The sequence below is a fragment of the Staphylococcus sp. MB377 genome (assembly GCF_001922505.1).
Classification (GTDB): Bacteria; Bacillota; Bacilli; order Staphylococcales; family Staphylococcaceae; genus Staphylococcus; species Staphylococcus haemolyticus.
Genome location: NZ_MAON01000022.1, coordinates 203737 through 224321, shown reverse-complemented (window position 1 = coordinate 224321; position 20585 = coordinate 203737). Strand labels below are relative to the sequence as shown.

22 protein-coding genes are annotated in these 20585 nt (G+C 32.5%); 10 read left to right on the top strand and 12 right to left on the bottom strand.

Going from position 1 to position 20585, the window contains the following annotated elements; genetic code table 11:
- Positions 1-10: 10 nt before the first annotated feature.
- Positions 11-802 (bottom strand): inositol monophosphatase family protein, encoded by a 792-nt coding sequence (locus BB045_RS06250; RefSeq protein WP_370591711.1) that lies wholly within the window; start codon positions 800-802, stop codon positions 11-13.
- Between the two features lie 387 nt (positions 803-1189).
- Here BB045_RS06250 and BB045_RS06245 point away from each other — a divergent pair, with 387 nt between their 5' ends.
- From BB045_RS06245 to BB045_RS06220, 6 genes are all read left to right on the top strand, one after another.
- Complete coding sequence (locus BB045_RS06245) at positions 1190-1888, top strand: helix-turn-helix transcriptional regulator (protein WP_174165711.1); 699 nt, start codon at positions 1190-1192, stop codon at positions 1886-1888.
- 69 nt (positions 1889-1957) lie between these two features.
- A complete protein-coding gene (locus BB045_RS06240) occupies positions 1958-2308 on the top strand; it encodes a hypothetical protein (RefSeq protein WP_037558633.1) in 351 nt (116 codons plus the stop codon).
- Positions 2309-2520: 212 nt separating this feature from the next.
- Positions 2521-3573, top strand: coding sequence for a MupG family TIM beta-alpha barrel fold protein (locus tag BB045_RS06235; RefSeq protein WP_075140598.1), 1053 nt, complete (start codon positions 2521-2523; stop codon positions 3571-3573).
- Positions 3573-4460: an N-acetylmuramic acid 6-phosphate etherase gene (gene murQ / locus BB045_RS06230; protein ID WP_070442472.1), complete on the top strand. Its 888-nt coding sequence runs from the start codon at positions 3573-3575 to the stop codon at positions 4458-4460. Before BB045_RS06235 ends, murQ begins: the two co-directional genes overlap by 1 nt.
- Before the next feature lie 12 nt (positions 4461-4472).
- A complete protein-coding gene (locus tag BB045_RS06225; RefSeq protein WP_070442475.1) occupies positions 4473-5906 on the top strand; it encodes a PTS transporter subunit EIIC in 1434 nt (477 codons plus the stop codon).
- Positions 5907-6779: a MurR/RpiR family transcriptional regulator gene (locus BB045_RS06220; RefSeq protein WP_037535899.1), complete on the top strand. Its 873-nt coding sequence runs from the start codon at positions 5907-5909 to the stop codon at positions 6777-6779.
- A 234-nt stretch (positions 6780-7013) separates the two neighbouring features.
- Here BB045_RS06220 and BB045_RS06215 read toward each other — a convergent pair whose 3' ends face one another.
- Positions 7014-8402 carry an amino acid permease gene (locus BB045_RS06215; protein ID WP_037549890.1) on the bottom strand — a complete coding sequence of 463 codons (1389 nt, stop codon included), beginning with the start codon at positions 8400-8402 and terminating at the stop codon, positions 7014-7016.
- Between the two features lie 422 nt (positions 8403-8824).
- On the opposite strand from BB045_RS06215, the gene BB045_RS06210 reads away from it, so the two are divergent.
- Together BB045_RS06210 and BB045_RS06205 are read left to right on the top strand one after the other, a co-directional pair.
- The gene (locus BB045_RS06210) at positions 8825-9175 is read left to right on the top strand and encodes a hypothetical protein (protein ID WP_053022200.1); all 351 of its coding nucleotides are present in this window, start codon (positions 8825-8827) and stop codon (positions 9173-9175) included.
- Positions 9175-9366 carry a hypothetical protein gene (locus tag BB045_RS06205; RefSeq protein WP_011275061.1) on the top strand — a complete coding sequence of 64 codons (192 nt, stop codon included), beginning with the start codon at positions 9175-9177 and terminating at the stop codon, positions 9364-9366. Before BB045_RS06210 ends, BB045_RS06205 begins: the two co-directional genes overlap by 1 nt.
- 103 nt (positions 9367-9469) lie before the next feature.
- On the opposite strand, the gene BB045_RS06200 is transcribed toward BB045_RS06205, so the two are convergent.
- Together BB045_RS06200 and BB045_RS06195 are read right to left on the bottom strand one after the other, a co-directional pair.
- Positions 9470-9661, bottom strand: coding sequence for a membrane protein (locus tag BB045_RS06200; protein ID WP_037549892.1), 192 nt, complete (start codon positions 9659-9661; stop codon positions 9470-9472).
- 4 nt (positions 9662-9665) lie between these two features.
- On the bottom strand, positions 9666-10310 hold the full coding sequence (locus BB045_RS06195) for an HAD family hydrolase (protein ID WP_053025228.1): 645 nt from the start codon (positions 10308-10310) through the stop codon (positions 9666-9668).
- Between the two features lie 312 nt (positions 10311-10622).
- Between BB045_RS06195 and BB045_RS06190 the strand changes: the two genes are divergently transcribed.
- Positions 10623-11153, top strand: a complete 531-nt coding sequence (locus BB045_RS06190; RefSeq protein WP_037549894.1) for a hypothetical protein — start codon at positions 10623-10625, stop codon at positions 11151-11153.
- A gap of 458 nt (positions 11154-11611) precedes the next feature.
- On the opposite strand, the gene BB045_RS06180 is transcribed toward BB045_RS06190, so the two are convergent.
- On the bottom strand, positions 11612-13213 hold the full coding sequence (locus BB045_RS06180; protein ID WP_053025227.1) for an alpha-glucoside-specific PTS transporter subunit IIBC: 1602 nt from the start codon (positions 13211-13213) through the stop codon (positions 11612-11614).
- A gap of 189 nt (positions 13214-13402) precedes the next feature.
- Between BB045_RS06180 and BB045_RS06175 the strand changes: the two genes are divergently transcribed.
- Entirely contained in the window at positions 13403-14164 is a 762-nt protein-coding gene (locus BB045_RS06175; protein WP_070442478.1) for a MurR/RpiR family transcriptional regulator, read from the top strand.
- A 189-nt stretch (positions 14165-14353) separates the two neighbouring features.
- Here the strand turns inward: BB045_RS06175 and BB045_RS06170 are convergent, their stop codons facing one another.
- From BB045_RS06170 to BB045_RS12505, 7 genes are all read right to left on the bottom strand, one after another.
- Positions 14354-14872, bottom strand: coding sequence for an SRPBCC family protein (locus tag BB045_RS06170; RefSeq protein WP_053021518.1), 519 nt, complete (start codon positions 14870-14872; stop codon positions 14354-14356).
- A gap of 144 nt (positions 14873-15016) precedes the next feature.
- Positions 15017-16312 (bottom strand): Na+/H+ antiporter NhaC family protein, encoded by a 1296-nt coding sequence (locus tag BB045_RS06165; RefSeq protein ID WP_053021397.1) that lies wholly within the window; start codon positions 16310-16312, stop codon positions 15017-15019.
- 119 nt (positions 16313-16431) lie between these two features.
- Positions 16432-17043 (bottom strand): flavin reductase family protein, encoded by a 612-nt coding sequence (locus tag BB045_RS06160; RefSeq protein WP_053021398.1) that lies wholly within the window; start codon positions 17041-17043, stop codon positions 16432-16434.
- 77 nt (positions 17044-17120) lie between these two features.
- Positions 17121-18002 (bottom strand): SDR family oxidoreductase, encoded by an 882-nt coding sequence (locus BB045_RS06155; RefSeq protein ID WP_075140597.1) that lies wholly within the window; start codon positions 18000-18002, stop codon positions 17121-17123.
- Positions 18003-18121: 119 nt separating this feature from the next.
- On the bottom strand, positions 18122-19258 hold the full coding sequence (locus tag BB045_RS06150; RefSeq protein ID WP_075140596.1) for an amidohydrolase: 1137 nt from the start codon (positions 19256-19258) through the stop codon (positions 18122-18124).
- A complete protein-coding gene (locus tag BB045_RS06145; RefSeq protein WP_305954622.1) occupies positions 19255-20109 on the bottom strand; it encodes a SulP family inorganic anion transporter in 855 nt (284 codons plus the stop codon). The genes BB045_RS06150 and BB045_RS06145 overlap by 4 nt, the downstream gene beginning before the upstream one ends.
- 56 nt (positions 20110-20165) lie before the next feature.
- The gene (locus BB045_RS12505) at positions 20166-20405 is read right to left on the bottom strand and encodes a SulP family inorganic anion transporter (protein WP_305954668.1); all 240 of its coding nucleotides are present in this window, start codon (positions 20403-20405) and stop codon (positions 20166-20168) included.
- Positions 20406-20585 lie beyond the last annotated feature (180 nt).

The following is a 20585-nucleotide window of genomic DNA, read 5'->3' as shown; positions in this document are numbered from 1 at the left end:
ATCAATATTATTAAATATGATACCCGCCATTTCGATTAATAATAGCTAGTATATCTTTGTAACATCCGTGATTACTAATAATGAATGGGCCACTCTTAGCAAAGTCTAACGGTTCGCCATTTAATTGAGTCATTTTCAAATTTAATTCTTTCGCAAATAAAAATTGCGCTGCAATGTCCCATGGCTTTGGGTTTGTATTAATGTGAGCACCAAATTGTCCTTTAATCACTCTTACTGAATCTAAACCACATGAACCAATATTTCTCACACTGAACGAAGCATCGTATAATGCTTTGCTTGTATCATCATTTATATATTGAGTCCCAAAAGAGATAATAGCGTCTTGCAATTTTAAGTCATTAGGTGCCACCAATTGTTGCCCATTAACAAATGCACCTTCACCCGCTATTGCTTTATATAATTTATCGTGAGGATAATCATATATATAAGAAAGTTTAGGTTCGCCATCAACAAAATATGCGATGATAATACAATAGTCTTCTTGCTGTTTTACTAAATTAGCTGTACCGTCAATTGGATCCATAATCCATAAATGCCCTTCATATGGCCGAATCATGCTATTATCTTTTTCTTCACCTAATAATTGGTGACTTGGAAAGTGTTCAGCTAAATACGCTTCAAATTTATTTTGAAGTTGTTTATCTACATTTGTAACTAAATCAAATCGATTTATTTTAGTGTCAGTAATCATATCTGTTATCAAATTGGGAATAACATCATCGAGATGTTTTAACCAATCCATGATATGCGCATCTATATTATGAAGTTTGTTTTGCATGATTTCACCTCAACTATCTATTTCACTTTATTGTATCTTACTGCTCATATTTGTCATAGGAATTTTTAAATGAAGACACAAAAAATCGGCTAGTCATCTGCTAGCCGACAAATAGAAAGGAAAGTAAGTAATAAATATTGAAGATGTTTCGATGTAACTTGAACGATTCACAACAAGCTATCTGTTATATAGCTTCTACCCCTTTGTTTGAATTCGTTCTCCCCTGTTACAAATATTATAATAGCATAAAACATTTAATTTTGTAAGCGTTTTCCCAATAAAAAATGTTTACTTTTACACGCATAATCTACTAAAGTACTGAAAATGTCTTCATACGCAGTGTTATGTTATAATTAATGTAATATGTAATGGTTATAGGTGGTGTTTATGTTGAAGAAATTAGATCGCCAGAATCAAATTATTTCATTAATACAACAAGGTCATACAATGAATGCATCTGAATTGGCGCAACACTTAAATGTTTCTGTTCGTACAATTAGTCGTGACATTGTCGATTTAGAAAATCAAGGTGTCCAAATATATGCTCATAAAGGCAAAAATGGTGGATATCAGATTCAAAAATCTGAAGATAAAATAAAATTAAATTTTACTGAACAGCAGCTATTATCTCTATATCTTACCTTAATAGAAAGCCAATCCTATTCAACATTACCATACACCAATGAGATTCAATCTATCATTAATCAGATTATCAATATTCCTAATACTCGTGTTCGTAAATCACTAAACCAAATGACTAACTTAATTAAGTTTGAAGATACAGAACAAATAACATTACCCCATCTATTTGCAGACATTTTAATTTATAGTTCTGAACGAAATGTTATGTTGATTGATTTTATTGATAATCAAGACACTATTGCCGAGAATGTCATATTCATTGGTTTACTATGTCGTAATGGCGAGTGGCTATCAATTATTTATGAAATCGGTTTAGGAAGAACAAGAGAATTACCAGTACTTGATATTTATGACATTTCTTATTCCTTTGAAAAGACCATTAAAACTTATGACATATCTATCGATAATTATACCCAATTTTTAAATCCAATCGAGACGACTGAATAATTTTCTCGATTGGTTCTCCTCATTCATACCTCTTCTACAATTTAATATCTTCAAGGAGTTGCATTGAATATGCTTCAATCCACAATAATGCGTCAACAACTCATAATTTTACTCACTCACGTTGAAAAAATAAGGTATTACTATTTAATGGACAATCGATTTTTAAATAGAGAAATAGAAGCGTATAACACATCCATTAAAAATTTTACTGACAGTTTACCGTTAACCCTTCAAAACAGTACTAATGACTCCAAGTCTAAATTCTCGATGCAATCAGATCAATTCTATTATAAATTATTAAATGATCTATCATTAAAACCACTACACGAATTCCATCAAGGGACGATATTAGTTGATTTACAACAACGTCAAGACCAATTGCATCAAACATTAGTTTATTTGTTAAATGAATATAAGTAAGTGAACCTCGTATATCACATTTGCAATTTCAATATCTAATCCTTAATTTTTTTAATAGCATAATAAACGCTTCAACTATCTCCTTCAATTCAACTAATTACCCAAGTCGCTTAAGCAATTAATTATAAAAATTATATAATATATATGTAAATTGTAATAGAAAACGTGAAACGCTATAATTGTAAGTGATTACAGTAATTAGGAGGATTCATATGCTAGGTTTCTCAGTCTATTTAGGTCAACCATTAAACAAATCATACATATTAAATATGGTTGTTCTCGGTTACGACGTTATTTTCACATCACTACAAATACCTGAGGAAAACGATCAAACTAAATTGACATATTTGGGAGAATTATGCCAATTGCTAAAAGATGAATCGGTAACCTACATTATTGATATAAATCCATCATTACTGAATCAGAATGTTTATCGTTTTTTCGATCAATTTTCTAATGGAAACTTTGTTATTAGAATTGATGATCATTTTAATTATGATTTAATTGCAGATTTGTTTCATCATAATTTACAGTGTTGTCTAAATGCCAGTACTATCACTACTGAAATTTTGGATACACTTTATAATCAAAAATCATTACCTAAAGTCTATTTTTGTCATAACTATTATCCCAGACCTGATACAGGTTTAGCTTTAAACCTTTTTGAAGAACGAAATAACCTCATTAGAAAATATGATGAGCATGCCTCAATTATGGCTTTTATTCCTGGAACTACATTGAGAGGTCCATTGTATAAAGGACTTCCTACCATTGAACAACATAGACACATGACATTACTTCAATCTTCACATTCACTATTAAAATATAACTTGGATTATATTCTTATTGGTGATACTGCAATCAACTATGCAGAAGCAGTTGCATTACAGCAGATGATTTATCACCGTCATTTCAAACTTCGTCTATCTTATTTTGACAAATCATATGAACAACTCATTTTCAAACAACATACATCTCGTTTGGATGCACCTGAGAATGTAATACGCTCCAAGTATTCTAGATTAACTAAAGTAAATATTCCTCCAACCAATAACTTCAATCATTATCGCTATAAGGGAGACGTCACGGTTGATAATTCACTTAATCAACGTTACGAAGGTGAGCTACAAGTGATTAAAACAGAATTGTCTAATCATAAGGCGATTAATCATGTAGCAACGATATGTGATGAAGATAAAGTCGTTATTGATTTAATACAACCTGGTGACACATTTGAATTTATTACTGAAAAGGAGAAACGCTAATGGAACATTTAACTACTGAAAGCAGAAACACACAAACAATGCATTTAGATGAAATGTCGATTTTAGATGCTTTAAAAACAATGAATAAAGAAGATCAACTAGTAGCTAAAGCAATTGAACCTATTTTACCCCAGTTAAACAGAGTAATCGAACAAACAATTACGCGTTTTCGAGATGGTGGACGTCTAATATATATAGGAGCTGGTACAAGTGGTCGTTTAGGTGTATTAGATGCAGCTGAATGTGTTCCAACTTTCAATACGCATCCTAATGAAGTAATTGGCTTAATTGCTGGAGGGCAGCAAGCTATGACTGAAGCGATTGAAGGTGCTGAAGATAACTACGAAATGGGAATAACTGATTTGAAAACAATCCATTTAAATGAAAAAGATGTCGTTATTGGTATTTCGGCAAGTGGTCGCACACCTTATGTTAAAGGAGCATTAACATATGCGAATGAAATAAGTGCACTGACTGTTGCCCTCTCTTGCAATACGAATAGTGACATTAGTACTGTCGCTTCCCATGCACTTGAAGTCAATGTTGGTCCAGAAGTATTAGCAGGGTCTACACGCTTAAAGTCAGGTACCGCTCAAAAGCTTGTGCTTAATATGATATCAACAATGACTATGATTGGTGTTGGTAAAGTTTATGATAACTTGATGGTCGATTTAAAAGCGACAAATTACAAACTTGAACAACGTTCCATACATATTATCGAAGAGATTTGTGGCTTAACTTTTAAAGAAGCTCAAGAACTCTATATAAAAGCCGACAATGATATTAAAATTGCAATCGTTATGAATTTATGTAACACAACTAAAAGCGATGCTCAATCAAGACTCGTAAATAATAATGGCATTGTAAAAAAAGCAATTCAATCTTAAGGAGGCAATGATATGAATAAGGAACAACAATTGGCCCATCACATCTTAGATGCGGTTGGTGGCATTGATAATGTGGACAACATTATCCATTGTATGACACGTGTGCGCCTCAAAATTAACGATGAGACACAAGTTGATTATCCTAAACTTAAAAACATAGAAGGCGTGCTCGGAGTCGTACAAGATGAGCGACTTCAAATTGTAGTCGGACCTGGAACGGTAAATAAAGTATCCGCAGAAATGGTAAAGCTAAGTGGTGTTCAATTAGGTGAAGATATCCCCCATCGTAGCAACACGTCAAATATTAAAAATCAAGCAAAACAATATAAACGTGAATTCCAACAAAAACGTAAACAAAGTAAAATGAATACAATTTTAAAGTCAATTGCTAATATTTTCATACCTCTCATACCCGCATTTATAGGAGCAGGACTTATTGGTGGTATTGCAGCTGTATTGAATAACTTTATAACTGCTGGTACCATTTCAGCTGATTGGGTAAAACAACTTGTGGCCGTATTAAATGTCATCAAAGATGGCATGTTAGCCTATTTAGCTATTTTCACTGGTTTTAATGCAGCAAAAGTATTCGGTGCAACACCAGGTTTAGGTGGTGTTATTGGGGGTACGACTTTATTAACAGGTATTACTGAAGATAATCCAATTAAAAATGTATTTACTGGTGAACCCTTAATAGCTGGACAAGGTGGCATTATAGGAGTGATCTTAGCGGTATGGTTATTAAGTATAATTGAGAAAAAAATACATAAAATAGTTCCCAATGCTATAGATATTATAGTGACACCAACAATTTCATTACTTATCATAGGATTACTAACCATATTCTTCTTTATGCCTATAGCTGGATTTATTTCTGATGGATTAGTAGGCGTAGTGAATTGGGTTATTGGTGTAGGTGGCATATTTAGCGGATTTATTATAGGTGCATTTTTCTTACCACTGGTTATGTTAGGATTGCATCATATTTTTACCCCAATACACATTGAATTAATAAATCAGTCAGGTGCAACATATTTGTTACCTATTGCTGCTATGGCTGGTGCTGGCCAAGTTGGGGCTGCATTAGCACTTTGGGTAAGATGTAAAAACAATACTACTTTAAGAAATGCAATTAAAGGTGCGTTACCAGTCGGATTCTTAGGAATTGGAGAACCGCTTATTTACGGTGTTACCTTACCGTTAGGTCGTCCATTCATCACAGCATGTATTGGTGGTGGCATCGGTGGTGCAGTTATAGGTGGCATTGGTCATATAGGTGCCACTGCTATCGGACCTAGTGGCATTTCATTATTACCGTTAATTGCCCATCAAAAATATTTAGGTTACATCATAGGATTATTATCTGCGTACCTAGCTGGCTTTATTTTCACATACTTCTTCGGTACGACTAAAGAAATGAGAAACTTAAACAAACTAGGTGATTAGATGACAAACATTTTATATTTAATCGACGAAAATTATGCTTCATTTTCTAAAAATGAAAAGAAATTATCACGATTTATATTAAACTCACCACATAAAGTTATTAGCATGTCGAATCAAGAGATTGCTAAAGAACTTGAAATGAGTGTTTCAACGTTAAATCGATATAGCCAAAAATTGATCAATCAAAGTTTTCATGAAGTTAGATCACAACTTGCGATGTTATTTCCAAAACAACAAACACCTTATAAGATAGAATTGCTTAACAATGAATCGGTAGATACTTTAAAAAAGAAACTTTATCATCGTGCAGAAGAAGCACTTCAAAAAAGTTCTACGTTTGCAGATAACACAACGATTGATAACATATGCCAACATTTTAAACGTGCAAATAACATCTTTATCTTTGGTTATGGTGCGTCATATGTCTGTGCGACAGATTTATATCAAAAATTATCTCGAATTGGGCTCAATGTCCAACTCGTTCAAGAAACTCATTTATTCACAACCATGTTGTCTACGCATGATAAAGAAGATTGCGTTGTATTTATAACTAATAATGGCGATCAAAGTGAACTTCGTGCAATGGTGAAAGTTGTGTCGGATTATAATATCCCAATTATTACAATTTCAAGTTCAGAGCATAATCACGTAGCTCAGCATTCTGACATTGTTCTGACATATGGACATTCAGACGAAAATGAATTACGTATGGGTGCGACAACTTCTTTATTTGCTCAAATGTTTACCATTGATGTTCTTTTCTATCGTTATATCGCACTGAACTATGAATCGTCATTAGACTTCATCACACAATCTAAAATGGCTCTTGATAATTATCGAAAATACCTATCTAATGTAGAATTTAAACATTAAGATTCCTATTAAAAATCAAGACATATAGAAGGTAATGAATATGAACAAGGTTTATTATTCTTCTTTTAACCTAAGTTATTCACAGTTAATCTGTTATTAAGTAATAACTATCACAAAAAGAGGTAGAGACAACGTTATTGTCTCAACCTCTTTTAAACATGAATCAAAGTACTTTGTGCCTTAGTTTAGTTTGAATAATGTGTTGATGATTTATAATATGATTTATTTAGTATTCTATTTAACTTTTCGGAATCCATCATTTTTATGATGTCCGCGAACGAAGTAGTATACAGTTACCGCAGCTAAGAAGATAATACCAATCACTACAGAAATAACTGTTTCTTTGTTAAATAACATTCCTACTAATACGACTAATAAGAATAAAATCGTAATTGCACTTGCAAATGTACCGCCAGGCATCTTAAATGGATGTCCTTCAACTTTTTCAGGATGTAATTTTCTGAATCGAATATGACTAATTAAAATCATAAACCAAGGAATCATACCCGGTAAAATAGATGCACTATAAACATATACGAAAATACTATCTGCACCCTTAATGAATAAAGGAAGAATAACGTTTAATAATGCACCAACTAAGATACCTAAAGCAATGGCTAATACTGGGTAGAATGGTACACCATTTTTCATTACTCTTGTAAAGATTTTAGGCATTTGACCTTTTTGTGCTAATGTAAAAATCATACGACTTGCACTAAAGATACCTGAGTTACATCCAGATAATGCTGCTGTTAATACAACGAAGTTAATTAATCCTGCTGCAAATGTGATACCAATTTTTGCAAATGTAGCTACGAATGGGCTTCCTATTTCACCTAATTGGTTCCAAGGATAGATAGAAACAATTACGAAAATCGCTCCAATGTAGAAAATCAAAATACGCCAGATAACACCATTTACCGCACTTTTGATATTTTTCTGTGGATCTTTAGTTTCACCAGCAGTAATACCAATTAATTCTACACCTTGGTAAGAACCAATAACAATTGATAATGCAAAGAAGAAACCTACAAATCCATTTGGCATAAATCCACCATGAGACCATAAATTAGAGATACCAATCGCATGGCCACCATTACCAATACCGAAGAATATTAAACCAAAACCTGCAATGATCATTAATACAATCGTTACAACCTTAATCATTGCAAACCAGAATTCAAATTCACCGAATGCTTTTACTGAAGTCAAGTTAGCTGCTAGTAATAATAGTACTGCAACCACACCAGGAATCCATTGAGGTAAGTTCGGGAACCAATAGTTCATATATTCACCGACTGCAATAACTTCACTCATACCTACTACAATCCATTGGAATATATTACTCCATGCTGTCATATAACCTGCAGCAGGGTGAATGTAATCACTTGCAAATGTTGCGAAAGATCCAGTAGTTGGATTTAAATAAATCATTTCTCCCATTGCTCTCATGATTAAGAATAAAAAGATACCTGCAATTAAGTACGCAAAAATAACTGATGGACCAGTCCATTTAATTGTACTAGTTGCTCCCATAAATAAACCAACACCGATAGTACCGCCAAGTGCGATCATTCTAATCTGACGTGCACTTAGCCCCCTATGTAATTCATTGTTATCCATTAAAATAACCCCATCTCTATTAAATCTAAGGTTCGAATACTTTTGTCTTTCAGAAAACCCTCTTTTGCTTTCCTTCTTTTCCCTTAAAAGTTTCTTTACCTTAATGAAGTCATTATACTATAATTTGACAAAATTAAAACATAAATCTTACAATTTTTTGAAATCGCTTCCATTACTGTTATAATTACTCTTTTCAAATTTTAAAAAACATTGATTTTACAACGTTTTCATTAATAAAAACGAGTTACTTTTTACAATGTTTTTTATTGAAACATTTCACTTTTGCAAATAGAAATCATTTTATACTATTGCATATAATCAGTTCGATAGAAATGTATTGCTTAATATTTCGTAAAAAATCGATTTAGAGTGTGATATACTTTTGATAGATTTTTACTGTTAGGTAAAAGGAGAATTAATGAATGCAGTCATTATTAAAAAAGAGCGTTAAAATTTCTATAATATTTGGCATTGTCTTCTTCCTATTAAATTATTTCAGTGCCAAGCATGATACAGTTAATCCACTAATAATAAGAACGATTATCGCAACTCTAACATTTTTCTTATTATATTTAGCTATATTTACAATTTTCAATTCAGATGAACGCAAACTTAAATTTGGCATTACGTTACCCATCTCTTTAATTGTTTGCTTAATTATAGGTGGAATCTTTTTTACACTTGAAATTGGAATTATTGCAGGGCTTATCATTGGCCTAGCAGCCGGTTTTATTTGGGAATGGATTGACAAACGAAATGGAGGTACAAATTAATGTCTGTCACAATAGGAATTATATTAATAATTGTCTTACTTATTCTTAGTTTAGTGCCAAATTACAAAGCGATGCAACAAGCTAAATCGCAAGGACAGAAATCAACCCGTTTTACAATTATGGTAGGTATTGATTTAATCCTCATCGTATTATTAGTTGTTACAATCATACTAAAATTATTTATTAACTAAACTCATATGATTTTCAGGCATTAAAAAAGAGATGGAAATGGGTAGGAACTTTAAATGATGTTTCTACCCATTTCTATCTCTTTTTTTAACTATATTGCGTAATCTATATTCTTCCTTGTAATAATAAGTAGTAACCGATTGTAGCTAAAAGTAAATAAATCATTGTTCCAACTAAGAAAGAACGCATTTGAACTTTAAATGGTATATTTTTACTAAATATTGGACCTAATACTAAATTTCCTATGCCGATTATAATAGGACCTGCTAAAAAGAATAGGATAACTTGCCACGACATATGTTTACTCCTTCTTTAGCTCAAAGAAATGATTTTTAATTTCCTCAAAGCTTAAATCTTTACCTACAAAATTTATAGTCGAAAAATCTTGTTCTTCTGTCATCTCGTTAGTATTAATTATTACATCCAATCCAGCATTCATAGCACCTGTTGCTCCATTAGCTGAATCCTCTATGGCTAAGCAATGGGCTGGTGAATAATTTAAACGTTGAACAGCTGTTAGATAAAGTTCTGGATCAGGTTTAACCGCTCCAACATCTTCTCTACCAACAATAACATCGACATACTCATTGATACCCAACGCATTTATTGTAGGCATAATTTCTTCTCTATAACTACTTGTTGCAATCGCCATAGGTATGTGTCGTTGTTTCAAATATTTCATTAATGAAGAAACTGTATCAATAATGTCGAGTTCATGGCTCGTATCATAATGCTCATCATATATTTTTTGTTTCTTTTCTAAACCAATCTGTTGCTCAATATAGTCATGTAACCCTTGAGCGTGTCCTCCTATATGGCTTCGATAAAACTCCAGGGAAACAGGCTTCACACCATGAAAGGCAAGATGTTTGTTAATAATGTCGTATAGGTGTTTTTCTGTATCTATAATTGTACCGTCGAAATCAAATACTACAGCTTTATACATAAGTTTGCTCCTTTAATAACTACAATCACTGCTAATTTTATCATATGAATATTTGATTTTCACACTTCACTAATGAAATTACCAAACACATTTTAACTAATAAACAATCAACATTTTCATATTTATTTCATGTTAATTATCGTTACGTTTATATTACAAAAATAATTAAACCGAAGTTCATTCAAAAGTCCTAGTGATAATATCAAAAAAGAGTGATACAATCAGTGTGTATAAAAGAACGGTGTGCTTTATTAGAGAACTTTAAAGCTAAATGCTTTTTACATACGTTAAATAAATATAGGAGGTCATTGCATGTTGTTAGACAAATTTGAAACTTACATTATCAACATTGTAGGTTTAAAATCTAGATCAATTCGAAAACATTTAATCAAAGTCTGTAAAGACGTTAAATTTTGCGATTCATTTCAATATTCAATAATCAAACACGACGATATACCAGTTTTAGAAGTTAGCTTACCGAAGCAACAACTTCCATATTTCATTAGTTTTTTAAGTTTTTACCAATTTTCAATTTATCAGATTTTATCTCCTAAACGATTAAATACGCTATTAGATACTGAACAAACATATCAAGCTTCTAAACGTTTCGACTTAGCAATTGATGGCCTCCAAGATGCATTCATAAAAGATAAAGTCATTGATATTATGACTTATTTCTCAAATAATTATGAAATTAAATATACTTTAAATAACAACTGTGCAAGCGTATGTTGTGCACCTGAAACGTTTAGTAAATTACTACAAACTATTGCATGTAGAAATATTGATATTCTTTCAGCATCTTATAAAACACGTGCGATGCATAAAGCAAATATATCTTAGTAAAATTCGTGAGATTTTTATTAAAAAATATTTTAAGTTATATAGTTAATTTACACTAGTTTACAGAACAGAGGGAATAGGACAGAAATAATATTTTCTCAAAATTTATTTCGTTGTATCCCCAGCTTGCTTAGCTTGTAGAATTTCTTTAGGAAATTCTCTTTGCTGGGGCCCCGCCTACCAGGCAAGGATGACTAGGTTTGAAAAAAGCTTGATTCAAGCGAATTTTCAAATCAGTCAGCTACTGACAAAATGATAAAGTAGGCTGAGACATTTTATTTTGTCCCAGCCTCTTTGTTTTTTAATTCTGTTCAAGCAATATCACACTCAACAAAAGTTTCTGGTTTTGTGATCAGTATAAAGCTAAGTTGGACAAATTACTAAGTATATTAAGCATTGTATATGAAAAAGCCAGTAGGTGAATAAATACTAATTCACTTACTGGCTATATTGATTAATTATTTTTTATCATTATCATCATAAACTAAATGTTCAAATGCTTCACGTACTTGGGGTACAGTCATTCCAACAACGACTTGTACATTTTTACCGCTTTTAACTAATCCGTGCGACATTTGTTCATGAGTGAAATATCCACTATCTTCAACTTTTGTTTCATCATTAACTGTTAAACGTAAACGTGTTGTACAATTAGTAACGTCTTTAATATTTTCTTTTCCGCCTAAACCTTCTAAATAATAATGTGCTTTCGCTTCATATTCATTGCTAGGTTGGAATCCAGAATTGTCAGTACTTCCATCGCTTTTTTTCTCTTTATAATCTTTTTTAGAGAATAATTTAACTTCTTCTTCAGCTCGACGTCCTGGTAATGGAATATCAAATTTCAAGATTAAGTATCTGAATACAACGAAATAGATACCTGAGAATATCAATCCTATAACAACTTGAGCTACATAAGTTAGCCAATGATTTTGTCCTAAAGGAATCCAGTTCGTCGCGATGAAATCAAGTAATCCACCGCCCATGTTACCAACAACACCGAAACCATACATAATTGTATCCATTGTCGCTGCTAATAATGCATGTATAACAAATAAGTAAGGTGCGATAAATAAGAATGTAAATTCTAAAGGTTCAGTAATACCAACAACTACCGCAGTTAATGTAGCTGGTACTAATAACGCAGCAACTTTTTTACGATTGGCTTTAGGTGTTGTAGAATACATTGCTAATGCGATACCGATAGCACCAAACACTTTACCGTTACCTTGTAACATGAAACCGTAATGGAATTGTTCTTTTAACGGTTTACTGCTTTCAGCAAATTCATTTAAATGTCTAAACCACTCTGCTTTAAGTCCGTCTTTTGCAACAACCGGACCTACTTCAATTGGTGCATAGATGAAGTGATGTAAACCAGTCGGTATTAACACACGTTCTAAGAAATGATACAACCAAACACCGATGTAGCCTGATGCGATAATGAAATGTTGCATTGATTCAATACCATTTTGTATTGTTGGCCAAACAACACAAGTAATTGCAGCTATTGGCAACATAACGAAGAATGAAATGGTTACAACAAATGTTAGACCTTGGAATACACCTAACATCTCTGGTAATTTTTTACTATAGAAACGATTATGTATCCATGTCACAATGGCAGAAATAATGATACCACCTAAAATATTAGTATCTAAAGTTTCAATACCAGCAATCGCTTTTAATCCAGTTACATTTTCTACACCTTTTTCTAAATTAGCACCAAATGTATGTGGCCATTGCGTTAAAATAGCGTTGATAAAGGTATTAAACATTAAATAGCCCATTAATGCAGCTAAAGCCGCATGACCAGGGGCCTTCTTAGCTAGAGATAAAGGCAATCCAACCACAAATACGATTTCCATATGATTGAAGATAACCCAACCACCTGATTCAATTACAGACCAAAATTTAAACCAAAATGTATGATCATTTGCTAATCCACCCATGATGGTAGGATTTTTAAATAATGTTGCAAAACCTAATACTATCCCAAAGAATGCAAACATTAATACAGGAACAATCATTGCACTCCCAAAACGTTTAATAGCGTTCATAATTTAACCCCCAAATCTTTCTATGTAGTACTTAAATATATCGTACATATAAAAGCGTTTTCTTAATATCTATTATAGTAAACGCTTACACTTATACAATGACATTGACCGATTTTGAAATAATTTTGTATAATCAGTTTATGTTTTCTATACATGAAAATATTTTCAGGAAGAATAAGAGGTGTCTTTGTGCTACTAGATGAAAAAGTAAATGCCAATTTTGACAAGTTAAATGATAATGACCTACAAATTGCACACTTTGTAAACACGCACGTAAATCAATGTAAAACTTTGAAGATACACGAACTTTCACAATACACTCATGCATCTAACGCTACCATTCATAGATTTACACGAAAGTTAGGATTTGATGGTTATAGTGACTTTAAATCCTATTTAAAATTTGAAAGTGAACATTTAAGTCAACTACCTAAAGATTCAATGGATGCTTTTAAACAAGAAATAGAGACAACATTTAGCTATTTAGCTCGTATTGATTATAATTTGATTACCGATAAACTTAACCAGGCGTCTACCGTCTACTTATATGGTACTGGTCGTGCACAGAAAAATGTTGCGGACGAAGCTCAGCGAATATTATTAACGATGCATAAAAATATTATCGTGTTACATGACGTTCATGAGTTGAAAATGGTACTGAATCGTTCTATTGATGAAGATTTATTCTTTATTATTTCTCTATCTGGTGAGAGTCACCAACTCACAGACGTTACAAATCTACTTCAATTACGCCAAAAATATTTTATTTCAGTTACAACAATGAAAGATAATTCATTAGCCCAAAAAGCGAGCTATAATGTTTATGTATCAAGTAATACTTTCTATTTATACGATGATACAGACTATTCAAGTTTTATTAGTTATCATATCTTCTTTGAAACATTAATCAGAAAATATAATGAACGTAAAGAGAAAGGTGAACTCAGTTAATCTTTATCACAACTAAATAGCGGTACTGATTAATTATTAACACATCAAAACCCCAACAAGGAGATTGTCTTTGTAAACTGTCCTTGTTGGGGTATCCACCCTAGTAAGAATGACTAGATATTTGGTAATATTGATATCAAATTTTCTCAGTTTAGACTGCTACGTGAATTCACGCAAAGTCCTAAGTTTTTATTTTAATAGATTATTGTCTTCTACATATTGTTCAAGTATTTGATGCATTTTATCAAACATCAATTCTAAACCGTGAACAGTAGAATCGTGATATTCCTTTTTCTTTTGTTTATATTCTAATGTTGTTAAGCGTCGTTCACGTTCAACTAATGACTGATAAAAGAAAAACATTTGTGTGCCACCGTTTTCACGCTCTTCAAATTCAACTTCAATGACATCCTCTTGATTACTTAATTCAGGCATACCAATTGTCATTTTTATATACTCATTGTCAACGAGTTCTTGATACGTACCTTGAATAATATTTTGTCGTCCATTACGTGAATCAACTATGCGATATGAGCCACCTTCAGTCATATCTACATCAATTGACTTATTCGTACGTTGAGATGTCATAAACCACTGTTTTAATAAGTCAGCATCCGTCCAAGCTTGATATACTAATTCTGGTGAGTATTTTAATAAACGTTCGATATGAATTTCAACATGTTCATTCTCAACATTATACTTTGCCACTTGTTTCACCTACTTTCACTCTTATATCTATTTTAACGCATTTCAATACAGTTCCAAACTTTGAACTATTAAAATGTTTTATTATTTTAATTTTTCTTATTAAACATGCTAATTATAAGTCTATTATTGTTATTTGTCTTTACTTTAAGATTTAGCTTTAACACGAGGGTATCTTAATATAATAGCTATAATACCGCATATCCCTAATAAAAATGAATAAATGCAGTAAGGCATTACACTAAATGGTGATATACTTGCAACGCCAGCTGCAGCTATCACTTGTGGGCTATAAGGTAAAAAGCCTTGAAAGCACCCTGCAAATATATCTAATAAACTTGCAGATTTACGTGGATCAACACCATATTCATCTGCAATATTTTTTGCTAATGGACCTGACATAATAATTGAAATTGTATTATTAGCTGTTGCAATGTCAGCTGCGCTCACTAAACCAGCAATACCAAATTCAGCACCACGTTTAGTTGTAACTTTAGAACGAACAAAATTTAATAACCATTCAATTCCACCATTATGCTGAATAATTCCAACTAAACCACCAATTAACACTGCTATGATTGCAATATCTTCCATACCTATAATACCCTGTGATACTGCATTTAGTAATCCTTTCCAACCAAAAGAACCATCAAATAAGCCAATAGTACCAGATAATAACGTACCACCGATTAACACAATGATTACATTTACCCCTACGAGTGCTAATACTAATACTAGTACATAAGGGATTACCTTAATTAAATTATAGTCATAGCTTTTAGAGTGATCTATTGAGATACCGTTAGTAAGGAAGAATAAGACAATAATTGTTAATATTGCTCCAGGTAGTACAATCCAAAAATTCACTTTAAATTTATCTTTCATTCTTGTTTTTTGAGTTCGAACAGCAGCTATGGTAGTATCTGAAATCATCGATAAATTATCGCCAAACATAGCACCACCTACAACAGTACCCATTGCTAACGCTGCTGGAATATCAGTTGCCTGTGCAAATCCAAATCCAACAGGTGCTAATGCAGCAACTGTACCTACAGAGGTACCCATTGAAATTGACACAAACATACAAATTACAAATAATCCAACGATGATTAAATTTTGAGGTATCAATGATAAACCTAAATTTACTGTTGATTCAACACCACCCATTTTTTCAGTGGTAGTTGAGAAAGCACCAGCCAATATAAATATAAATACCATTAAAATGATATTGGAATGACCTGCTCCTTTTGTAAACACTTCAACTTTGTTAGCAAATGTTTCTTTCCTATTCATTATTAAAGCAACAATAACAGTAATCATGATAGCTACATTTAAAGGCATATTAGTGAAATCACCTGTAATGGTCCCTACACCTAAAAACAATGCAATAAATAATACTAATGGAAGTAACGCCCATGCATTGCCCTTTCTTTGTTCCTCCATACTAAACCTACTTTCCTTTTTAAAAATAATTTTATTATTAAAGTTACAAGATTACTGTCATAACGTCAATAAAGTTTTATGAAAATTACATATTAAAGCTATAGATAATGTCTTAATCATCAATTAGTTGGACGCTCAATTGTAAATTGCTCACCTAATTTAGCGTAATCATTACCTGCTAAACGGGCTACTGGTTTTAATTGTTTCGCATCAATTTTACTATCACCAAAATACACATCATCTTGTATGTGGTACTTAACAATTTTTCCAATAATTAAATCAGCACCATCATCTTCAGAGCCTAATAAAATCATTTGTTCAAGTTGACATTCAAATCTAATTTTAGCTTCTTTTATAGCTGGAATATCAATCACATCAGATGAGATGGTATTGAGTTCTGTTAAATCAAGTTCATTATCTTTAGGATTGATAGATGCAGCGGTCTTATTAATTTCCTCAACATTATCTTCATCTGTAACATGCACAACAAATGATTGGACGTTTTCTATATTAATTGCCGTATCTTTACGCTTTCCTCCTGCTCTCTGTGCCGAAATAGCAATCATAGGTGGCGCATTATTAACTATATTAAAAAAACTAAATGGCGCAGCATTTACATGTCCTTCGATATCAGAAGATGTAACAAATGCTATTGGCCTTGGTATGATTGAACCACTTAATAGTTTATAATTTTGGATATCTGATAGTTGATTAGGATCAATGTGTTTCACTGTAATCCACTCCTTTCAATACAAAAACGCAAGAGTCTTTATTGAAACCCTTGCGTTGGATTTATACTTTGAGATATTTAATTGATTTGGATGCCACCTGTGACGCCAAAAACTTGACCAGTCGTATAACTTGAATCCTCTGAAGCAAGTAATACATATGTGCCTGAAAGCTCTACAGGTTGACCGGCTCTACCTAATGGCGTATCTTGACCAAATTGAGGAATCGCTGATTGTGGTTGACCACCTGTTATTTGAAGTGGAGACCAAAATGGACCAGGTGCTACACAATTAACGCGAATACCCTGCTCCCCTAATTGCTCAGAGAAACTTTTTGTTAATGAAATAATCGCTGCTTTTGATGCTGCATAATCATGAATCAATGGATTTGGATTATAACCTTGAACGGATGATGTTGTAGTGATTGACGCACCAGGTTGTAAATAATCCAATGCTTTTTGAACTGTCCAGAATACTGGATATACGTTTGTTTCAAACGTTTCTTTAAAAGATTGTGTATCGAACTCTTCTAATTTATCGTGATACTGTTGATGGCCTGCTACTAATGTCACATTGTCTAAACCACCTAATTCTTTATACGCTTGTTCAACTAAATCATAGTTAAATTGTTCATCACGAATATCTCCAGGTATTAATATAGCTTTACGTCCTGCTTTTTCAATGACAGCTTTAACTTCTTGAGCATCTTGTTCTTCACTTGGAAGATAGTTAATTGCAACGTCTGCCCCTTCTTTGGCATATGCAATCGCTGCTGCACGTCCTATTGCTGAGTCTCCCCCTGTTACAAGCATTTTATAATCTAACAATCGGTTATGACCTTCATACGATGTTTCACCACAGTCAGGTTGTGGTGTTAGTTCAGGTTGAAGTCCAGGTAGTTCTTGTTCTTGTTTTTCATAATCAGATGTTTTAAATTTTGTTCTTGGATCTTGTGCACCCATTATTTACTCATCTCCTAAAACATGTTTAGTGTCTGTTTACCCGTTCATCATGCTTTTTAAATCACATTTCAAAAATTGTAATATAGCTACACAAATCAAACTCTTAAATGAAACATTGATTATTCATTAAATGCTGTGTCGTCAAGCAATTGATAAATCAACGTTATAAAGTACTCAGGAACTTTCTCAAGTATACGCTCATCTGGATCAAACTTTGGATGATGTAAATCGTATTTACTATTAGAACCAATAAACGCAAATACCCCTGGATGGTTAGCTAGTAAACCAGAAAAATCTTCGCCAATAGTATAGGGTGTCTCTAATTCTATGATTTGATAACCTACTTTTTGAGCAGCTTTCTTAGCTTGGTCAGTTAAGTATTCATCATTAAAAACTGTTCCTGGCAGCTTAGTATATATAACTTCTATATCGACATTGAACAATGTCTCTAATCCTTTAGCAATTTCTTTAAATCGTTGTTCTATATAATTTTGAACCTCTTGCTTAAATGATCGCACTGTACCTTGGACATATGCTTGGTCAGCAATCACATTCCATGTATTCCCAGACGATACTTCTCCAATAGTTACTACAGCACTATCAAAAGCTGATATATTTCGACTTACAATCGTTTGTAAACTTGTTATTAATTGACCAAGTACCATGACTGGATCATTACCTTGTTCTGGCTTAGCAGCATGTGCACCTTTACCGTGAATTTTAAATTCAAAACGGTCTACTGCCGAAGTAATTGGTCCAGATTTAATTGCAAATTCTCCAATATTTAAAGTTGGATAATTATGGAAACCTAATATCGCTTTAACATCGTCTAATACATCTGTCTCTGCAATCGCTTTGGCACCATATCCCGTTTCTTCTGCAGGTTGAAATATAAATTTCACGCGACCTTTAAGTTTATCTTCTTGTTCTTTTAAATTTGTAGCAATAGCTAGAATACTTGCCATATGAATATCATGACCACACGCATGCATCACACCTTCATTTGTTGAGGTGAATTCATGTTCAACTTGCTCTGTAATTGGTAAAGCATCTATGTCTGTACGAACAGCAATACAAGGTTCACCATGTCCTATTTCAGCTATAAGCCCTGTTTCTAAAGGATAATCTATTATTTTTATATCATAAGTTTGTAATATACGTTTTAATCGCTTAGTTGTTTCATATTCTTTCTGAGATACTTCAGGAAATTTGTGAAATGTTCGTCTCCATTTAACAAAATCATTGTAAGTTGTCATAGCGATGGTCTTCCTTTCTTTGTAAAAATAAAGTGAACGACATAATAAATAAGTGTGCCTATAACGACACCTATAACTAAATTGTGTGACATTAATATTAAAATAATCGTTATGAACATTACGATACTATGCTTTATAGGTGCTTCTTTTAAATGTTTAAACATACGTCTATCAAATGTATTCATTGATATTGTAATTAATACCGAAGCCAATACTGCCATAGGAATAAAACCTACAATCGTACCTAAAATAACGACGCATGAGAGAAGAAATAATCCTGTAACGAATGTGGCTAATCGCGTAGTAGCACCCATTTTAAAATTAAATTTTGATTGACCTACTAAGGCGCTTAAACCATATCCACCTAATAACCCGACAAACAAATTAGCTAACCCTTGACCAATAACTTCTCGGTCTTTATTGGAGTGACTTTGTGTAATTACATCCATCATTTCATTTGTAAGATTTGTTTGTACTACGCAAATAATAGACATGGTTAATGCATATAAAGTAATAATACTTAATGCATGTATGTTTAAAAGTTCTGTATAAACAGAAATTTTAGGAAAGGTAAGTCGAATTTCTGCTAAATCGTGGACTAATTGAACATTCGGTTTAAGAAAATAACTTGCTAAAGTCACGACGCTTATAGCTATAAGCGGAGCTGGCATAAATCGAATAAATGTTGAAGATAAATAAGTCGCAGTAGTTATACCAAAAATATATTTTATTTGCGTTGTAAGTAATAGAATGCCCAATACATTCATAAATCCAATAACAACAGTATCTGGAATATGATTAAGGATCTTATCTATGTGACACATGTCAAAAATAATTAGAATGATGCCCATTATAAACGTGGCTATAATTAAGTAATGAATATTGTATTGTTCTACTAGTGGTGCACCTACGCACCTACTATCGAAATACCACTACTTGGTCCAGACACCATACTTATTCGTTCTCCAAGAAAGCTAATGAATAACATCATTAATCCACAACTCATTAACCCTATCGTAGTACTGATATGAACAATAAACGAGAAGGCTATAGCTACAGGGAGTAGTGCTAAACCCATTAAGATACCTGCCATTATATTTTGCGAAATATCTCCAAGCCATTGCTGCTTATAACTTAACCGCTTCATCACCATCCATTACCTCCCTAATTATTTATATCGTAACATAATTGTCAAACTTTTCTATCAATTAAAAGTAATTAAAAAAGTAGAACAGAATTCAACGCGAATTCAACGTTCTACTCATTCATGTTTGAATTTAATTTTAAAGGTTATCGTTATCTTCTAATTTCAGAGTCATATACGACA